Origin of the sequence: Nostoc sp. ChiVER01 (assembly GCF_034531155.1) — a bacterium.
In the GTDB taxonomy this organism is placed as follows: Bacteria; Cyanobacteriota; Cyanobacteriia; order Cyanobacteriales; family Nostocaceae; genus Nostoc.
Genome location: NZ_JAVRBS010000002.1, coordinates 417,046 through 434,282 on the forward strand (window position 1 = coordinate 417,046; position 17,237 = coordinate 434,282).

General features: G+C 40.2%; 17 protein-coding genes. 9 read left to right on the forward strand and 8 right to left on the reverse strand.

What is annotated here, in order from left to right:
- Window positions 1-723, reverse strand: a 723-nt coding sequence (locus RMY00_RS04260; protein ID WP_322646352.1) for a VCBS repeat-containing protein, incomplete at its 3' end; no start/stop codon positions are given.
- Window positions 724-1,689: 966 nt separating this feature from the next.
- Between RMY00_RS04260 and RMY00_RS04265 the strand changes: the two genes are divergently transcribed.
- Window positions 1,690-2,346 (forward strand): glycoside hydrolase family protein, encoded by a 657-nt coding sequence (locus RMY00_RS04265; protein WP_322646353.1) that lies wholly within the window; start codon window positions 1,690-1,692, stop codon window positions 2,344-2,346.
- Window positions 2,347-2,360: 14 nt separating this feature from the next.
- Here the strand turns inward: RMY00_RS04265 and menH are convergent, their stop codons facing one another.
- From menH to metG, 5 genes are all read right to left on the reverse strand, one after another.
- The gene (gene menH, locus RMY00_RS04270) at window positions 2,361-3,173 is read right to left on the reverse strand and encodes a 2-succinyl-6-hydroxy-2,4-cyclohexadiene-1-carboxylate synthase (RefSeq protein ID WP_322646354.1); all 813 of its coding nucleotides are present in this window, start codon (window positions 3,171-3,173) and stop codon (window positions 2,361-2,363) included.
- 260 nt (window positions 3,174-3,433) lie between these two features.
- The gene (locus RMY00_RS04275; protein WP_322646355.1) at window positions 3,434-3,835 is read right to left on the reverse strand and encodes a metal-sensing transcriptional repressor; all 402 of its coding nucleotides are present in this window, start codon (window positions 3,833-3,835) and stop codon (window positions 3,434-3,436) included.
- Window positions 3,836-3,989: 154 nt separating this feature from the next.
- Entirely contained in the window at window positions 3,990-5,204 is a 1,215-nt protein-coding gene (gene lptC, locus RMY00_RS04280) for an LPS export ABC transporter periplasmic protein LptC (protein WP_322646356.1), read from the reverse strand.
- Window positions 5,204-5,833 (reverse strand): NYN domain-containing protein, encoded by a 630-nt coding sequence (locus RMY00_RS04285; RefSeq protein ID WP_109011619.1) that lies wholly within the window; start codon window positions 5,831-5,833, stop codon window positions 5,204-5,206. The genes lptC and RMY00_RS04285 overlap by 1 nt, the downstream gene beginning before the upstream one ends.
- A gap of 166 nt (window positions 5,834-5,999) precedes the next feature.
- A complete protein-coding gene (metG, locus tag RMY00_RS04290; RefSeq protein WP_322646357.1) occupies window positions 6,000-7,604 on the reverse strand; it encodes a methionine--tRNA ligase in 1,605 nt (534 codons plus the stop codon).
- Between the two features lie 368 nt (window positions 7,605-7,972).
- Here metG and RMY00_RS04295 point away from each other — a divergent pair, with 368 nt between their 5' ends.
- The 3 genes from RMY00_RS04295 to RMY00_RS04305 all read left to right on the forward strand — a co-directional run bounded on the left by RMY00_RS04295 (window position 7,973) and on the right by RMY00_RS04305 (window position 11,246).
- Window positions 7,973-8,698 carry a 1-acyl-sn-glycerol-3-phosphate acyltransferase gene (locus RMY00_RS04295; protein ID WP_322646358.1) on the forward strand — a complete coding sequence of 242 codons (726 nt, stop codon included), beginning with the start codon at window positions 7,973-7,975 and terminating at the stop codon, window positions 8,696-8,698.
- A gap of 166 nt (window positions 8,699-8,864) precedes the next feature.
- Window positions 8,865-9,683 carry an alpha/beta hydrolase gene (locus RMY00_RS04300; protein ID WP_322646359.1) on the forward strand — a complete coding sequence of 273 codons (819 nt, stop codon included), beginning with the start codon at window positions 8,865-8,867 and terminating at the stop codon, window positions 9,681-9,683.
- Between the two features lie 396 nt (window positions 9,684-10,079).
- A complete protein-coding gene (locus RMY00_RS04305) occupies window positions 10,080-11,246 on the forward strand; it encodes an EcsC family protein (RefSeq protein ID WP_322646360.1) in 1,167 nt (388 codons plus the stop codon).
- Window positions 11,247-11,372: 126 nt separating this feature from the next.
- Here the strand turns inward: RMY00_RS04305 and RMY00_RS04310 are convergent, their stop codons facing one another.
- Together RMY00_RS04310 and RMY00_RS04315 are read right to left on the reverse strand one after the other, a co-directional pair.
- Window positions 11,373-11,558 (reverse strand): hypothetical protein, encoded by a 186-nt coding sequence (locus RMY00_RS04310; protein WP_322646361.1) that lies wholly within the window; start codon window positions 11,556-11,558, stop codon window positions 11,373-11,375.
- A gap of 86 nt (window positions 11,559-11,644) precedes the next feature.
- Window positions 11,645-11,923 carry a type II toxin-antitoxin system RelE/ParE family toxin gene (locus RMY00_RS04315; RefSeq protein WP_416212032.1) on the reverse strand — a complete coding sequence of 93 codons (279 nt, stop codon included), beginning with the start codon at window positions 11,921-11,923 and terminating at the stop codon, window positions 11,645-11,647.
- A 182-nt stretch (window positions 11,924-12,105) separates the two neighbouring features.
- Here RMY00_RS04315 and RMY00_RS04320 point away from each other — a divergent pair, with 182 nt between their 5' ends.
- From RMY00_RS04320 to fabD, 5 genes are all read left to right on the forward strand, one after another.
- Complete coding sequence (locus tag RMY00_RS04320) at window positions 12,106-13,587, forward strand: leucyl aminopeptidase (protein ID WP_322646362.1); 1,482 nt, start codon at window positions 12,106-12,108, stop codon at window positions 13,585-13,587.
- Between the two features lie 279 nt (window positions 13,588-13,866).
- On the forward strand, window positions 13,867-14,889 hold the full coding sequence (gene plsX, locus RMY00_RS04325) for a phosphate acyltransferase PlsX (RefSeq protein WP_322646363.1): 1,023 nt from the start codon (window positions 13,867-13,869) through the stop codon (window positions 14,887-14,889).
- 134 nt (window positions 14,890-15,023) lie between these two features.
- On the forward strand, window positions 15,024-16,016 hold the full coding sequence (locus RMY00_RS04330) for a beta-ketoacyl-ACP synthase 3 (protein ID WP_322646364.1): 993 nt from the start codon (window positions 15,024-15,026) through the stop codon (window positions 16,014-16,016).
- Between the two features lie 39 nt (window positions 16,017-16,055).
- Window positions 16,056-16,217 carry a hypothetical protein gene (locus RMY00_RS04335; RefSeq protein WP_322646365.1) on the forward strand — a complete coding sequence of 54 codons (162 nt, stop codon included), beginning with the start codon at window positions 16,056-16,058 and terminating at the stop codon, window positions 16,215-16,217.
- 17 nt (window positions 16,218-16,234) lie between these two features.
- The gene (gene fabD / locus RMY00_RS04340; protein ID WP_322646366.1) at window positions 16,235-17,116 is read left to right on the forward strand and encodes an ACP S-malonyltransferase; all 882 of its coding nucleotides are present in this window, start codon (window positions 16,235-16,237) and stop codon (window positions 17,114-17,116) included.
- Window positions 17,117-17,237: the final 121 nt, after the last annotated feature.

A 17,237-nucleotide genomic window follows, 5' to 3' on the forward strand; every position in this document is an offset into this window, starting at 1 on the left:
CCAACCACCATTGTTTTTAGTAAACCCTGCTCCGACTGGAGATGAACTAATTGCGTTTTGGAATGTGCCATTTCCATTACTCAGAGAAACAAACACCGAACTAGCACCAAGACCAACAATATCAGCCTTACCATCCCCATTCACATCAGCTAACATTCGGGGATAATCATTATTGTTAGTCCAACCACCATTGTTTTTAGTAAACCCTGCTCCGACTGGAGATGAACTAATTGCGCTTTGGAATGTATTTTGTTCAATAAAAGTTTCTTGTCCATTAACAGTAATAAATTTTCCATCATTTTCACTTTTTAATGATGATAATTCTTTATTACTGATAGATTGACCTTGCACTAACCGTGAGAAAATATCTCCTTCATCTCCTGGGGAATCTTGCACATTAATTTGAGTATCTATATAATGCCCAAACTCTTCTAATAATACCCCTTTAATTTCGTCTACCTTATTCAAATTACTAGCTACAAATTCCTGAGATAAATAAATGATGTTATTTTGATGTGCATAGGCTGCATTAAAAGTTTGACCTGATACTAAAACAACATTAGGCGCTTCAGAAAAGTCATGTTTTGCTAAATTATTAAGCAAATTATCAGCGACAAAATGATTATAATTCCCACCAAAGGATACCCCCATTATCTGATTAATCTGAGGATTTTTTACCAATCCTGTTAGGGTGTCTTTAGTGGCATCAATTGCCTGATTCACTGTAGGAACAATATTGAGAATACTCCCAGGAGTGTAAATCAATGCTTGGGTTGGGTTATTTTGATTTTGCCATGTGTTACTCAGTGTCTCGCTTGCTAACCCTAAAAGTCTATGTGAATTGAATCCTGTCCAATCCGTTTGCAAAGGATTTACCGAATTATTACCTAAACAATTTGAGGCATTATCCAATGACAAAGAGGAATCGAGGTGAAATTCAGAACTTTCAAACATACTTAAACTGGCTCCAAATATTACAAACTAAAAACCATTTTCTAAGGACTTAATCAACGAAGACACGTAAGAAAAAGCTTCTAATTATAAAAAAATGCTACATGGAAATACTTTTCCATGATTCTTTAAAAGAAATAGCATTGCAAAAAGCTGTTTCTTCCTAATTAACTGAGGAAAAATTATTCAGTTAATACTTATCAGAATGAGAATATCGATAGTTAGTAATGCAAATTAAACTAGTCATGAAATTTTAATTTTTAAACTTTATTCAACAAGCTTGTAAAATTAAATTTGCATGACTAATTACTAAATACATCATGACTTTTTGTGCTTCAGCGTGACTATGGCGTGATTACCTAAATTCTAATGAATTTATGTTGAAGCATTTATGGCTCATAGTTTTGGAAGTACAACTCGAAAATTGCACGATTTGAGTTAGGAAGCGATTTCTTACCAAAAGTAGGATGCTACAAGAAGCGATTGAGCTTATACTTAATCGGTATTGTTGGGAGTATCTTGATTGTTATACTTATTTATACTGATTTTTCTTAATTCTTAAAAAAATGAGTAAATCGGGAATGATAACTAACAATCAGGTGTGAACTTTACTGGAATAAGTTCGTCGATGATTTTTGTTAGCAAAGAGAACAAATTTGAAGGAGTCGGATTCTGAAAGGCTTTGAATTCAAAGGTGTTGAAAAACTTATTGGGCCAATAGCCGCGCTTCTTGGCTTTGTGTATTTGTTGCAATGGTATATTGGAGACTTGCGATCGCCATCTGATCCAATTTTTGCAGTTCAACAACCGCCTTTGGTGATGAAAAAGGGCGACCCCTATATCCGCGCTTTAATGCGAACCATCTCGGCGAGTGAGGCAAGTGGTAATCGTCCCTATTCGCTATTATATGGTGGGCAGCAAGTCAACGACCTTAGCCGACATCCTGAGATATGCGTCACAATCGTTACAGGCCCTAACATAGGTAATTGTTCTACTGCTGCTGGTAGGTATCAAATTATTAACGTTACTTGGTATCGTTTAGCCCCCCGTTATCATCCAAAACCGATGCAGATGATGTTTTGGACTGCTTATAGTTTTGAAGCAGAATATCAAGATATAGTAGTTTACCGTTGGTTAAATGATTCTAAAGTTTGGGGAGCTGATCTTTCTCAACTATTGCGTCAGGGAAAGTTAAATGATGTTTTGCGGCGGCTCTCTCCCACCTGGACAAGTCTAGGATATGGTATAGAAACTAATTCTGTTAGTAGCTCTTTGCCTAAACTTTATCAGAAAATGCTGCAAGAGGAATTGACCGCAGCTAATCAACCAACAACCCCGATAACACCATCGCCAACTCCTTCTAGCAAGGCAGTAAAGAAGTTACCAAAGCAGTGAGGTTATGCTAATTTTTAAGCTGCATAGAAAAAATCTTTGATATTTTCCACAAATGTCAAGGTATTCTCAAAATGAATATTATGTCCAGCATTACTAATTATTTTTAGTTGGGTAAATTCACAGAGTTGAGCCATTTCTGTATTAATAGATATAAATTTTTTATCATATTCACCCACTAATAAAAGCAGGGGAATTTTATTCTCTTGTAGCTTTTCCCACAAAGAAGGTTGGCATCCAGTTCCCATAAAGCGCAATGATTTATCTAATTCATGCGGATCATTCTGTAACCGACTTTCTATCATGCGATCGTATTCTGGATGATTTTTTATATAACCAAAAATTGGTTGATTGTACCAATTTGAAAGAAAAGCAGCAAAATCAGTTTGAATAATACTTCTGCTTAATTTTCTAGCTATTTGAGTATCACGTCTAACTCGTTCTAATCGTTCTGCTTCTGTGGCTAAACCCGGAGAAGCTGATTCTAATACAACTTTAATAAAACGTTCTGGAAAATGTAGAGTTAGATATAAAGCCAACCTTCCACCCATTGAATAACCAATTAAGTAACATTTATCTATTTTTAATTCATCTAATAAATTGATGATTGCTTGAGCAGTGGGTTGTATTGTATAGTATTCATCACTTCCTAAAACTTGGGTTTTACCATGTCCGGGTAAATCAAGGGTGAGATAAGAAAAGTCTTCAGTTAGTATTTTCATAGCTTCATCGAATTCATTAATGTTTCCCATGAAGCCATGTAATAAAAGAATTAGAGGTTTATTTAAATTAACATTTAAATAATAGTTAAACTTATATTTTAAATTCATTTTTAAAGGTGATATCTAAAGGCTCAGTTGATATGATTTTTCATTACCAGTGGAGCGCAAAGCAGAATGTTCGCAGATATTAATAAGATAAAAAAAGTTAATTAATTTCAGAGGTTTTAGCATCGTTGACATAATAAGGAACACGTAAAATACTTGTCTTGATTTTGGCATAAATAACCTTTTGCCTGAGTCAATACACCAAATATTACATCTTTACAAAATGCTTTGTTCTGCTAGTTAATTTTTTATTTTTCTAATTTTTAAGGTAAAAATCGATCTAAAGCAGCCTTTAATTGTTTAATTTCAACGTCAATATTACCCTCTTGTGCGGCTCTAGCAATACACTCAGTTAAATGTTCATCCAAAACAATTCGCGCTACTTTATCTAATGCGCCTCGCACTGCGGCAATTTGCAGTAGAACATCAGGACAAGGGCTATTTTGCTGCACCATTGTTTTAATACCACGAACATGTCCTTCTATCCGCGATAATCGATTGGCAATTCGCCGTAATGACTCTTCGCTATGGACGTGAGGATGAGCCGACTCTCCAGCCTCATGAGTATGATCTGTATGCTCGTGATCTGTATCATGATGGTGGGAATGTTCTACTTGTTGGGATATTGGCAAGGATTCCTTGCTTAATCGGTTTGATCCATTCATGGGTTATTAGAAAATTTGTAGTACTAAAATCCTAGCCTAGTGTTTGTAGGGAGTGGGGAGTGGGGAATGGGGCATCGGGCATCGGGCATTGGGCATTGATTATTCGCTTTGTCTCCCTCATCCTTACTATTCCCTACTGTCTTCTCCCCTAACTCTACTGCTGACGATTGGCTCTTTCTTGGGGAATGATTTCTGTTACTACCCTACCGCTAGAACTACCGCCTTTAACAACAATATTTTCTGTTTGCAGATTACCAACGGCTGTTTCACCTGTAAAATTTAACCGTGGGTCAATTTGTCGATAAACTACATTTCCCTGAGCTTCAACTAACTTATTATCTAAATACCAAGTTAATGTATTAGATTTCAAAGACTGGCGACGCTGACCAATGGCGTTGACGTTACCTGTTAAATAAACTGTTTTTTGTGGTATTTTCATTTCACCTTGATTGGCAGTGACGGTAAGATTATCGGCACGCTGGAACATCCGCACGGAGGAATTTGTAGTGACAGTTTCTGCATTCATGTTCCAGGTCATAGAGTTACTAGTTATTTGCACTGGTGGGTCTAGTAAATCTAATTGAGCATTTTGTTGAATAGTAGCAATTTTCGTTTTTAAGTTGACTTCGGCAGAATTTCCTTTGCCGCGATCGCTAATTTTATTATCTTTGTAACGGTCAATTTGTAAAGGCCGATCGCCAATCAATTTTTCATCTTTAATATTCCAGATTAAATGCTCAGTTCTTAGTTGTAACTGGGGATCTATGGAATTTGCGACTACCCTACCAGAAAATTCTATGCGCTGTTCGCGGGTTTTGACTCGCGCTTCCTGCGCCACAGCTTGTAGTTGTTTATGGCTACCGTTAATCTGGTTACGGACAATCAACAAATCTTCTTTAGGACGCCATTCTAATTCATTACCTTGCAATACAACACCATTTTTAGGATCTATGGCAAATATCTTACCTTTAAGAAATAACTGCTTTCCATTTTGTTCAATATCTGCAACATCTGCCTTGATTTGATAAACTACTTTCCCATCTTGATATAGTTCACCATAAGGACTTTCAGCTTGACCAATTTGTTTTTCTTTAGTGTATTGTGCTTGTTTAGCCCTGACTTTCCAAATCGGTCGTCCTACTTCATCTGCTTGTTCTAAAGTGACATCAAAGAAAGTCAAATTGCTATCTTTATTATTAGATGAAGCCGTAGTATTTTGTTGAGAAGCTGTGGGAGATTTTCCCCCACAGCTTACTAAACTAAATATTAAGAAAAAAATTAAAGGGAAAATAAAGAAGGGAGGAGTAGAGGAGAAATTTTTAATTTTTCTCTCGCCCTGTCTCCCCCTTTGATGAAATTGATACGCCATTATTCTTGGATTTCTAGATGTCCATCACTAGTTCTGGGGTCTTCCAAAAAACCGATCCCAGATAAAGGGCGGTATGGATAGCTTTGGCGAGGGGTTTTTTGAATATCTTCTTTGATGGCTTCTAAATCAATGTAGCGATCGCTTACATTAATTAAGCTGTCGCTAGTCATCGAACGCAAGCTCACCACTTCTACCCGCACGCCGCGATAGCTGACTGAATTTACCGCATAAGCCAAATCCCCATCACCGCTAACTAAAACTGCGGTATCATAAGAATCTACTAGCGCCATCATATCGACGGCTATTTCTACATCCAGGTTAGCTTTTTTAGAACCATCTGGTAGCTGGACTAAATCTTTAGCAATGACTCGGTAGCCATTGCGACGCATCCACAGCAAAAACCCCTGTTGCTTCTCGTTTGTCCGGTCTACACCAGTGTAGAAAAAAGACCGTAGTAGTCTAGAACCTCCAGTTAATCGATACAACAGCTTCGTGTAATCGATTTCAATCCCTAGTTGCAGTGCAGCGTAAAATAGATTTGAGCCATCAATAAATATAGCGACCCTACCCCGATTCTCCAAAACCTGTTCTGGCGTAAATATTGAATCGGTTTCAAAATTATTCAACATCATTGTGATACCTCAATTATTATCCCTGTTATTTTTGATACAAATTACCAACTTTTAGATGCTAGTCACAGCGGCTTATGATAATGCTCCGGGACTAATTTAAGTTCAGCCCCGATAAATTTTTTGAGAAAATAAGAAATTGAACAAAATCAGACTTTGATAAGGATTAATCGTTTTTTGGGGGTTCTATTCGCTTAAAAATCGGTTGGGCTGTACCCAACTGTTGTTTACTAGATAGTATCCCCCATGTTGCATGGGTGGCAAAAGGAGCGGTGATTGAACTTTGTATTTGATCGTTAAAGTTTATTCCAAAGCCCAGCTGCTGATAAATATTGCTACTGATGTTCGGAATAATTGGGGATAGCAGATAAGCTGCTAGTCTAACCGATTCTAGAACTGCGTATAGAACTTTTTCCACCGACTCCTGCTGTCCCTGTTTATATAATGACCAAGGAGCCTGTTCATCAATAAACTTATTACTGGCTTGCACCAATGAAAGGATGGCCTCGCAGGCTTCACTGAAAGCTAGCTCTTGATATGCTTGTTTTACATTCTCCCCTAGACGTAAACCAATTGTTTTCAATGGATTTTCGTCAGAAATTCCTTCATTGCCGATTGATGGGACATTATTCTGGGCACAGTATTTCTTCACCATGTTCAAGGTGCGATTGAGCAAATTACCTAAATCATTTGCCAAATCTGCATTCAGAACATTAATGAACCTTACTTCATTAAAATCTCCATCTTTGCCAAATTCGATTTCCTTAAGGAAGTAATAACGAACGGCATCACTACCATACCGCTGAACTAACGCTATAGGATCAAGGGTATTACCCAGACTTTTGCCCATCTTTTGACCATCTTTAGTCAAAAAGCCATGCCCAAATACCTGATCTGGCAAGGGTAAGTCAGCTGACAACAGCATTGCTGGCCAGTAAACTGCATGGAAGCGCAGAATATCTTTACCAATTAGGTGCAAGTTAATCGGCCACCATGTTTCTAAGGCATTTGCTAAAGTTGGTTCTGCATCTGGTTTTAGTAATGCTGTTACATAACCTAACAGCGCGTCAAACCAGACATAGAGGGTGTGCTTGGGATCAACAGGTACGGGAAAACCCCAATCTAGATTTACCCGCGAAATGGAAAAGTCTTGCAGACCTTGATTTACAAAGTTGAGAACTTCATTGCGCCGACTTTCTGGTTGAATAAAATCCGGTCTAGATTGGTAAAATTCTGTTAGCTTAGTTTGATATTTTGATAAGCGGAAAAAATAGTTTTGCTCGTCTCGCCACTCCACTTCTTTATTAGTATGAATCGAGCAACGGTGTCCTTCTAGCAAATCCCGTTCTTCTTTAAATTCTTCGCAGGATACGCAGTACCAGCCTTTTTGTTGCCCCTGGTAAATATCACCAGATTTCCAGACTCGATTAAAGAATTCTTTGACGATCGCTTCATGACGAGATGCAGTAGTCCGACTAAAGCGATCGTATTGAATATCCAGTATTTGCCACAAATTAACGAAGCTAGGGACAATTTCATCGCAAAACTCTTGTGGTGCTTTGCCTAAAGTTTCTGCCGATCGCTGAATTTTTTGTCCGTGTTCATCTGTACCTGTAATTAGTAATACCTGATGCCCCAAGAGCCTATGAAATCGCGCCACTACATCTGCTGCGATCGTTGTATAAGCACTGCCTATATGGGGCACATCGTTTACATAATATAGTGGTGTTGTTAGTGCAAATGTCTTTTCTTTTTTTTTCACTAGATTCATGCAAAATAAAAATTAACTTATAAAACGTTTTACTTTTATTGGAAAAACCAAGTAATTATACAATATTATTTCTATTTTTTCCAATAATACCTCAATAGTAGCAAACTTTTCAGATCAAAAATTGTTTTGTAATATGCATCAATTCAACTCATTTTTGCCTACAACAGTAAATCATTCTCATAATTTTTTTGTATACTTTCTATTAGAAAATATTGTGATCAAAAATACATAATCCAGAATCCGGAAAATCTATCTGGTTTTGTAGATTAGATATTTCTATCTTAAGACGGTCATGGCAGTCGTAAAGAAATGTAAAAATTAAATTAAGATAAACTGTCATATTTCCCGGAAAAATATATTGATTAGGTATGAGTCGAAATAGCCCCCTAGAGATTTCTCGTGCTTTGGTGGCGGCACTTTCAACCCAAATGTTTCGTTATTACGAGGATCGCATTCCCCAGGATGCCAGCGTTTTGGTAGTCAGCAATCACCGCAGCTTTATGGATGCACTAATTTTAATGGCAGCGTTATCGAATCCGATTCGCTTTGCTTGCCATCACTACATGGGACAAGTGCCAGTAATGCGGGAGATTGTCACCGGACAATTGGGGTGTTTTCCTTTGGAAGAAACTCAAAACCGTCAGCAAAGCTTTTTTTCGCAGTCGCAGGTGCTATTGCAGTCCAAGCAGATGGTAGGAGTATTTCCAGAAGGAACTGAACCAATGGTGAAATTTACTGTGCCAAACATGGTGGGTGAATTTCAACGGGGATTTGCCCATTTGGCATTACGGGCTGATGTGCAGGATTTAGCAATTTTGCCGATCGCGATCGCTTCCTTAGAAGAAGTAAACACTTCTGGCTTCCCCTTGAGGCTTTTGAGTCTATTTGACCCTTCAGAACCTTTATTTAACCAAAGTGGTTGGCATCCTCTGGTACTTTATCGTCGGGTTGCAGTGTTAATCGGTCGCCCTTATTGGATTACGCCCCAACATCATCAAAAATATCACGGCAAGCAAGCCAGAACTGTTGTGGCTGAACTGACGGAACACTGTCATAGTGAAATTAGTACCTTACTGCGTCAAGGTTGCTATTAGAGGCATTTTATTTTGGATTTTGGATTGTCTTCACAACTAACAGTTAGCTTGTTCAGATACCTTTTTTGCTTTTGCTCAAAAGTACCGAAGCTTGTAACAGCAACAATCAGCAATCCAAAAGTTTTATACCATTGACTAATGACCAATGACTAATGACCAATGACCAATGACTATTCAAGAAGTTGAGCTAAATCCTTGTTTTCTAACTCCTAAACGAGTTAAGCCAGAGTATCCCCTGTTAGTATATTTGCCAGGAATGGATGGAACTGGTCAACTATTGCGATCGCAAACGGCTGGATTAGAAACTGGCTTTGATGTCCGTTGTTTAGCGATCCCACGCAAAGACCTTAACAGTTGGGATGTGCTAGCGAAAAGTGTATTGGACTTAATCTATGCCGAATTAGAAAAAAGCTCTCAGAGGCCAGTTTATCTGTGTGGTGAGTCGTTTGGTGGTTGCTTGGCAATGAAAGTAGCAATCCAAACGCCGCATTTATTTAAGCGAATTATCTTAATTAACCCAGCTTCTTCCTTTCGTCTTCGCCCTTGGTTGAATTGGGCATCGCAAATAACTTACTTAGTACCATCAGAGCTGTATGATGTTGGCGCACTAGGTTTGTTGCCATTTATAGCATCTTTGCCACGCATTTCTCAAAGCGATCGCCATGAATTGCTAAAAACTATGCGTTCTGTGCCGCCAGAAACCGTTCTTTGGCGGTTGTCTTTACTGCGAGAATTTGATATTGATAACGAACAGTTAGGTCGATTAACTCAACCAGTTTTGCTGATTGCTGGTGGTAGCGATCGCCTTTTACCTTCTGTAACTGAAGTAAAGCGGATAGGGAATATCTTACCAAATACCAAAATTGTGGTATTGCCCCATTGTGGACACGCTTGCTTGCTAGAAGAAGATATTAATCTCTATGAAATTCTTAAAGATAACGACTTTTTAGAAAGTAATGTTGATATAGGTAGAGTTAAGAAGTAAATAATGTGCTACATATAAATTCAAGCGGTTTACAACCTTTCATTTACCTTGTTCTGTGAAAAGGTAGGGTAAAGGACATTTAAATTATCTCGTGACCTTCAAATAATAATTTACATCCTTAAAAAGCTTAACCACATGGGTAATCGATAAAACAAGATTGCAAAGAAAAGTGGCCACTCTGACTCCAGAAATACTTACTATTTTAGAAGGTAAAGTGTTGTTGACATTAGGTTATCAGTTATAAAATCAGAACCTGTGTCACCATTCGGATGTCTATAGTTAAGGATCAGAATAATTCCTATTTGCTCAGAAAAGTTGTACTTGTCGGAAGATGTCAAGCCACTCATACTTTCGTTACAACCAAAAGAGAGAGGTTTTACAAGATGGTGTCAAGCAATGGCAGACAAATCACAAGAAATAGAAATGAATAAATCAGTTTATTCACCCAGAAAAATTTCAGAAGGACAAATTCAGGCTCAATCATCAGTAGAAAATGAACCGTCTATAGTAGAGTTTGTTATTAAAACTGTTGCTGAGACTGGCAAAGCAGTTTTAGACACAGCAGTAGAGGTGGGAGAAACGACAGCGAAAGAAACACACAAGTTTATTGAGCAAACAACTCAAACTAGCGGTCAAGTTGTGAATCGCCTGAGCGAAAATTGGTTGATTAGAAACCTATCTGGAGTATTAAATTTAAATTGGCTAATTGGTACTACTGACGCTGTTGATTTGGAAAAAGCAGAAGCGGCGGTAAACAAGCTCAAACAACAGTATCCAAATGAATCAGCTAGCCAGATTGCTCACCGAATCATGGTAGAAAAAGCAACTCAAGCAGGCACAGTTGGATTAGCAACAAGTGTTTTACCAGGAATAGCAGTTGCATTGTTGGCAATTGATTTAACAGCCACAACTAAAATACAGTCAGAAATGCTTTATCAAATTGCATCTGTCTACGGGCTAGATTTAAGAGATCCTGCGCGTAAAGGTGAAATTTTGGCAATTTTTGGTCTAGGCTTGGGTGGAGGCCGTCTATTAAAAGCTGCGGGATTAGGCTTGCTGCGAAATATACCCTTAGCGGGTGCAGTAATAGGAGCTAGTTCAAATGCAACGATGATTTATTCATTGGGATATGCTGCTTGTCGATTTTATGAAGCCAAGCTAGATGAATCAACTTCGCTTGCATCGCCACAGACACTAGCAACATTAAAAGCAGAGAGTGAAAAGTATTTAGAAAGTGCGATCGCTCAAGAAGCCGTTATGGATCAAATCTTAGTTCACATGATCCTCGCTAGTAATCCAGATAAGACTTTGGAAGAAATGTTGCCAGAATTACAAGCTGTAAAACTCAGTCCTACCTCGTTAGATGCTATTGCCCAAAATATCAAATCGCCTAAGTCTTTAAATATACTCCTCAATCAGCTAAATCGTGATTTTGCCATACCTTTGTTAGCTCAGTGTTACAAAATTGCCCAGCTTGACAATAAGACTACACCACTTGAGCAAGAAATAATAGAGGCGATCGCCAGCAAATTTAATATTGACAAAAATGCAATTGGGGTATAGGGGATTAGGCAGAGGAGGTAAAAAGTGGAGTTTACCAGTATTCAGACACAAAATTAGCCATTTTTAATAACTTTAAAGCCTGCTAAACTCCAACGGCTTGGCAGGCTTGTCTAGTGTCTTACTAAATTAATGTTCTATCATTAATTTTTTTCCAAAAATAACTACCTCTCTTTTTTTAAACCTTTTCCTTTTATCTAATTTAAGTTTTTGCCTAGTTAATTCCTGAGATATTAATTCCTGAGCGCGGCTTTCAATTTTTATTTGGTTTTCTATTGGCTGTTCTTTAATTTTTTCTCTTAGGCTTTTGCCCATTCTTCTTACCCTTCTTCTTTTAGTTTTTTAAGATGGCTCTTGTACCGTGTATCAGCCTTTTGAATTAAGTGTTTATAAAAAAGTTGTTAGATAACGCTGGATTTGTCACCTGCAACCAATAAAATGGCTTGTCTCAATGGGTCAAAAGCAAATGCCACACGCCAAACACCACCAAAAGTTGAGAATCGTAGCTCTTTCATGTTTCCGTACTTTGACCCTTTGAGCGTATCAACATGAGGACGTTTTGCTTGTGGGCCAAACATTTCTAATACCTGAGCCGTAGCAAGCAACTCATTTTTTACTTCTTGAGGTAGAGCATCGAACTCAGACTCGAAATCATCATGAAACTCAACTTGCCATTCCACTAATTTATTATGGTTAAAACTTCATACATTTTCAAGCGTATTATCGATTGACACTCTCAGCGCTAACATTATAACTACTGGCCTCTGCTTCCTTATCTCCCCCATTCCCAACTCCCCTCACCATTAAACAAGAATTTTGAGCAATACTGGTACAAGAAGGAATATTTACACAAAATCCCAACATGACAATTCAACTTAGTGATCAGCCTTTGCTAGAGTGGGCAGGCGACAGTTTGGCAATTGGATTATTTGAAGATGCAGTAGAGTTAACTGGAGAATTGGCAACTTTAGATCAAAAGTTTTCCGGGGTATTAAAAGAATTAATTGCTGAAGAAGAATTTAAAGGTAAAGCCAACAGTACTATTTTCACGCGTGTAAATCCTGGTAGCCCAGTGCGGAAATTGATTTTGGTAGGCTTAGGTAAACCAGATGCACTAAAAATCGACACTTTGCGACGCGCTGCTGCTGCTGTAGCCAGAGTGGCAAAAAAGCAAAAAAGCAAAATTTTGGGATTGAATTTCCCATTGTGGAATAACGATCCAGCCGCAAGCGCCCAAGCGATCGCAGAAGGTGTAGAATTGGCGCTTTACCAAGATAATCGCTTTAAATCAGAACCTGAAGATAAAGGTTCACAAATAGAAACCGTAGAATTACTAGGATTCAGTGGACAAGAAGCAGCTATCACCCGCGCTAATCAAATTGTGTCAGGCGTAAACTTGGCACGGGAGTTAGTAGCAGCACCAGCTAATGCAGTAACACCAATTACTTTAGCGGAAACTGCTCAAGCGATCGCCAAGGATCACGGTTTGCAACTAGAAATTTTGGAACGAGAAGACTGTGAAAAGTTGGGCATGGGTGCTTTTTTGGGAGTCGCCCTAGCTTCGGATTTGCCACCTAAATTTATTCACCTGACTTACAAACCAGAAGGTACACCCAAAAAGAAACTAGCAATTATTGGCAAAGGTTTAACCTTCGATTCCGGCGGACTCAACATTAAAGGTGCTGGTAGCGGCATCGAAACCATGAAAATTGATATGGGCGGTGCAGCAGCAACCTTGGGTGCGGCAAAAGCAATTGCTCAAATTAAGCCAGATTCCGAAGTTCACTTCATCTCGGCTGTGACTGAAAACATGATTAGCGGTCGCGCCATGCACCCTGGAGATATTCTTACAGCATCAAACGGCAAAACAATCGAAGTGAACAACACCGACGCAGAAGGACGTTTGACCCTAGCAGATGCCTTAGTGTATGCCGACAAATTGGGATTAGATGCGATCGTCGATTTAGCCACCCTAACCGGCGCTAACGTCATAGCCTTGGGTGAAGATATTGCTGGTTTGTATACTCCCGATGATGCTGTAGCTTCTCAATTAGAGAAAGCTGCCCAAACTTCAGGAGAAAAGATTTGGCGGATGCCAATGGAAGAAAAATATTTTGAAGGGCTAAAGTCTGGCATTGCGGACATGAAAAATACTGGCCCGCGTCCAGGTGGTTCCATTACCGCCGCCCTTTTCCTTAAGCAATTCGTCAAAGATACACCTTGGGCGCACTTAGATATTGCTGGCCCAGTGTGGACAGATAAAGAAAATGGCTACAACGGCGCAGGGGCAACTGGCTACGGCGTTCGGACGCTAGTTAATTGGGTAGAAGGGAGTGAGGAGTAGGGAGTAGGGAGTAGGGGGAGTAGGGGGAGCAGGGGGAGATGAGGGAGATGAGGGAGATGAGGGAGTGAGGGACAAGAATTAATAACCATTTCCCATGCCCAATGCCCAATGCCCAATGCCCAATACCCCACTCCCTACTCCCAAACAATTCGTGCTATCTTGAGCTTGCCAGCAAAAATTGTTGCAATAGTAACAGAAATAATTTGGCAGTCAGAAAGTTAAGCTTTTTCGGGCATTGCCATCTGGTAAAATTTGTAAGGTTTCTAGAAACTGTGAGCAATGGCATCGACTCGCGTAAGGATCGCAATTGACGCAATGGGGGGGGATCACGCACCCGGTGAAATCGTTGCTGGCGCATTGCGAGCAAGGGAAGAATTGGGTGTAGATATATTACTAGTTGGTGATCCTCAACAAATAGAAGCTGCCTTGCCGCCAAAAACGAATTTAGGGCAGGTGGAGATCGTGACTGCACAGGAAGCGATCGCTATGGATGAGGAGCCTTTAAATGCAGTTAGACGCAAACGCAAGGCTTCTATCAATGTGGCGATGGATTTAGTCAAGCAGCAAAAAGCAGATGCCGTGTTTTCTGCCGGTCACTCTGGGGCAGCAATGGCATCAGCTTTGCTCCGCTTAGGACGATTGCCAGGAATTGACCGCCCAGCCATAGGGACAGTTTTCCCCACGATTATTGCTGGTAAGCCAGTGTTGGTACTTGATGTCGGCGCGAATGTAGATTGCCGTCCGAAGTTTTTAGAGCAGTTTGCCGTCATGGGATCGGCTTACAGTCAATATGTTTTAAATACAACTGAACCGAAGGTAGGTTTGCTGAATATCGGTGAAGAAGACTCTAAAGGCAATGATGCAGCCGTTCGCGCCCACCAACTACTACGCGAAAATTCTCAAATAAATTTTATTGGCAATGCCGAAGGGCGTGATGTGCTTTCCGGTCGTTTTGATGTTATTGTCTGCGATGGCTTTGTGGGTAATGTTTTATTAAAATTTGCCGAAGCCGTTGGAGAAGTTATTCTGCAAATTCTGCGGGAAGAATTACCTCAAGGATTACACGGTCAAATCGGTTCAGCACTCTTAAAACCAAACCTGAAGCGGATTAAGCAGCGCATGGATCACGCAGAACACGGCGGCGCTTTACTGCTAGGCGTGGCAGGAGTCTGTTTTATCGGTCACGGTAGCTCACAAGCTCCTTCAATTTTTAATGCAATTCGCATGGCAAAAGAAGCTGTTGACAACCAGGTGCTACAACGCATTCAGTCCCAATATATCCTAGAGCGCGAAAGCGGTTAGTCATTGATCATTAGTCATTGGTCATTAGTTATTTGTAAAGGACAAAAGACAAAGGGCAAAGGACAAATGACAAAGGACAAAAGACAAATGACAAAGGACAAAAGACAAAAAGCTGATAGCTTGGGAGATTAGGAGTGCAAAACTTAGGCGTAGCAATTACCGGAAGTGGTTCGGCAGTACCAGCAACTTCCCTACACAACCAGACATTGAGTGAAGTAGTTGAAACATCAGATGAGTGGATAACTACAAGAACTGGAATTCGTCAACGGCGATTAGCCCTGCCATCTGAATCCTTGAGTGTGCTAGCTACTGCCGCCAGCAGTCAGGCGATCGCAGCTTCGGGAATTAAACCAGAAGACCTAGACCTAATTTTGCTAGCGACTTCCACCCCTGATGATTTGTTTGGTAGTGCTTGTCAAGTACAGGCACAATTGGGAGCCACCAACGCAGTAGCCTTTGACTTAACAGCAGCCTGCTCTGGGTTTGTGTTTGGTCTAGTTACAGCAGCCCAATACATTAGAACAGGTGTATATAAAAATGTATTGTTGATTGGGGCAGATATCCTTTCTCGCTGGGTAGATTGGGAAGATCGGCGCACTTGTGTATTATTCGGTGATGGTGCAGGGGCAGTAGTATTACAGGCTGATAAAAGCGATCGCTTATTGGGATTTGCTCTTAAAAGTGATGGCACTCAAAACCATCATCTCAATCTTGCTTATGCAGGCGCTTCCCAAGAACTACTTCCCAATGTAAATATCACTAAAGGCGGTTACCAACCGATTACCATGAACGGCAAAGAAGTCTACCGCTTTGCTGTGCAAAAAGTGCCCGAAATTATTGATAAAGCCTTATTTCAAGCCAACCTCAGTGTTGATAAAATAGATTGGCTGTTATTGCATCAAGCCAATCAGCGAATTATTGATGCTGTTGCTCAACGCCTGAATGTCCCAGAGCATAAAGTTATAAGTAATCTCGCCCAGTACGGCAATACCTCCGCAGCTTCCATTCCCTTAGCTTTAGATGAAGCAGTGCGGGAAGGTAAAATTAGACCCAATGACATCATTGCTGCATCCGGCTTTGGCGCCGGTCTTACCTGGGGTGCGGCAATTTTCCAATGGGGAAGGTAAATATTTTGTCCTTAGTCATTTGTCCTTTGTTAATGACCAATGACCAATGACCCTTCGGGTGACGCTCCTACGGACGCTCGTTCCGACGTTCGTTCCTCACTAACGCTGCGCTATCGCTACCGCTTCGCTAACGCTGCGCTAACACCAGTTGCTTATGGGGGAAACCCCCAAGACCGCACTGGCTTCACCAATGACCAATGACTAATGACTATTGACCAATGACAAAAACTGCATGGGTGTTTCCCGGACAAGGTTCCCAAACGCTGGGAATGGGAATGGATTTATTAGATATACCATCGGCTAAAGATAAGCTTGCCAAAGCTGAGGAGATTTTGGGCTGGTCTGTAACCGAAATCTGTCAAAACCAAGAAGAAAAGTTATCACAGACACTATACACTCAGCCAAGTCTTTATGTAGTTGAAAGCATTCTTGCTGATCTTCTCCGAGAACGAGGACATCAGCCAGATTTAGTGGCTGGTCATAGTTTAGGAGAATATTCTGCCCTTTATGTAGCGGGTGTCTTTGAATGGTCGGTTGGTTTATATCTAGTAAAGCGCCGTGCAGAACTTATGGATAATGCCGTCGGTGGTATGATGGCAGCTTTGATGAACTTTGATGGCGAACAGTTAGAAAAAGTCATTGCCGAAACGCCTGATGTAGTGATAGCAAATGATAATAGTTCGGCTCAGGTGGTGATTTCAGGCACAACCGAGGCTGTACAAGCGGTAATGACTCAAGTTAAAGCAAAGCGTGCTATTCCCTTAAAAGTTTCTGGAGCATTTCACTCACATTTAATAGCACCAGCAGCTACAGAATTTCAAGATATTTTAGAATCTGTAGAATTTCAGCCAGCTACTGTGCCAGTGTTGTCTAATGTAGAACCAATTGCGTCTATTGATGCCGAAGTTTTAAAGCAACGTCTGAATAAACAAATGACTGGTTCTGTAAGATGGCGAGAAATTTCTCTACAATTACCAGCCAACGGCATTCAGCAAGTAATAGAAATTGGCCCTGGTAAAGTGCTAACTGGTTTAATTAAACGTACTAGCCCTGACTTAATATTAAAAAATATCCAGAGTGCCGCTGATTTGCCTGATTAATTTTTTATCGTAGGCACACGGTGAAGCCGCGCGGTATTCTCCCAAAGGGAGACGATGCCGCGCATAGCGGGGCATAAAGCCTTGAGGTAGAAAACACCGACAGAAGAAAGAAATACTTAAC

Bases quoted from the DNA above. Each gene is read 5' to 3' on its own strand.
- metG (WP_322646357.1), bottom strand. From the start codon at position 7,604: ATGAATCTAGTGAAAAAAAAAGAAAAGACATTTGCACTAACAACACCA.
- RMY00_RS04285 (WP_109011619.1), bottom strand. From the start codon at position 5,833: ATGTTGAATAATTTTGAAACCGATTCAATATTTACGCCAGAACAGGTT.
- RMY00_RS04275 (WP_322646355.1), bottom strand. From the start codon at position 3,835: ATGAATGGATCAAACCGATTAAGCAAGGAATCCTTGCCAATATCCCAA.
- RMY00_RS04320 (WP_322646362.1), top strand. From the start codon at position 12,106: ATGACAATTCAACTTAGTGATCAGCCTTTGCTAGAGTGGGCAGGCGAC.
- RMY00_RS04335 (WP_322646365.1), top strand. From the start codon at position 16,056: ATGACCAATGACCCTTCGGGTGACGCTCCTACGGACGCTCGTTCCGAC.
- RMY00_RS04300 (WP_322646359.1), top strand. From the start codon at position 8,865: ATGACTATTCAAGAAGTTGAGCTAAATCCTTGTTTTCTAACTCCTAAA.
- lptC (WP_322646356.1), bottom strand. From the start codon at position 5,204: ATGGCGTATCAATTTCATCAAAGGGGGAGACAGGGCGAGAGAAAAATT.
- plsX (WP_322646363.1), top strand. From the start codon at position 13,867: ATGGCATCGACTCGCGTAAGGATCGCAATTGACGCAATGGGGGGGGAT.
- fabD (WP_322646366.1), top strand. From the start codon at position 16,235: ATGACAAAAACTGCATGGGTGTTTCCCGGACAAGGTTCCCAAACGCTG.
- menH (WP_322646354.1), bottom strand. From the start codon at position 3,173: ATGAATTTAAAATATAAGTTTAACTATTATTTAAATGTTAATTTAAAT.
- RMY00_RS04295 (WP_322646358.1), top strand. From the start codon at position 7,973: ATGAGTCGAAATAGCCCCCTAGAGATTTCTCGTGCTTTGGTGGCGGCA.
- RMY00_RS04310 (WP_322646361.1), bottom strand. From the start codon at position 11,558: ATGGGCAAAAGCCTAAGAGAAAAAATTAAAGAACAGCCAATAGAAAAC.
- RMY00_RS04305 (WP_322646360.1), top strand. From the start codon at position 10,080: ATGGCAGACAAATCACAAGAAATAGAAATGAATAAATCAGTTTATTCA.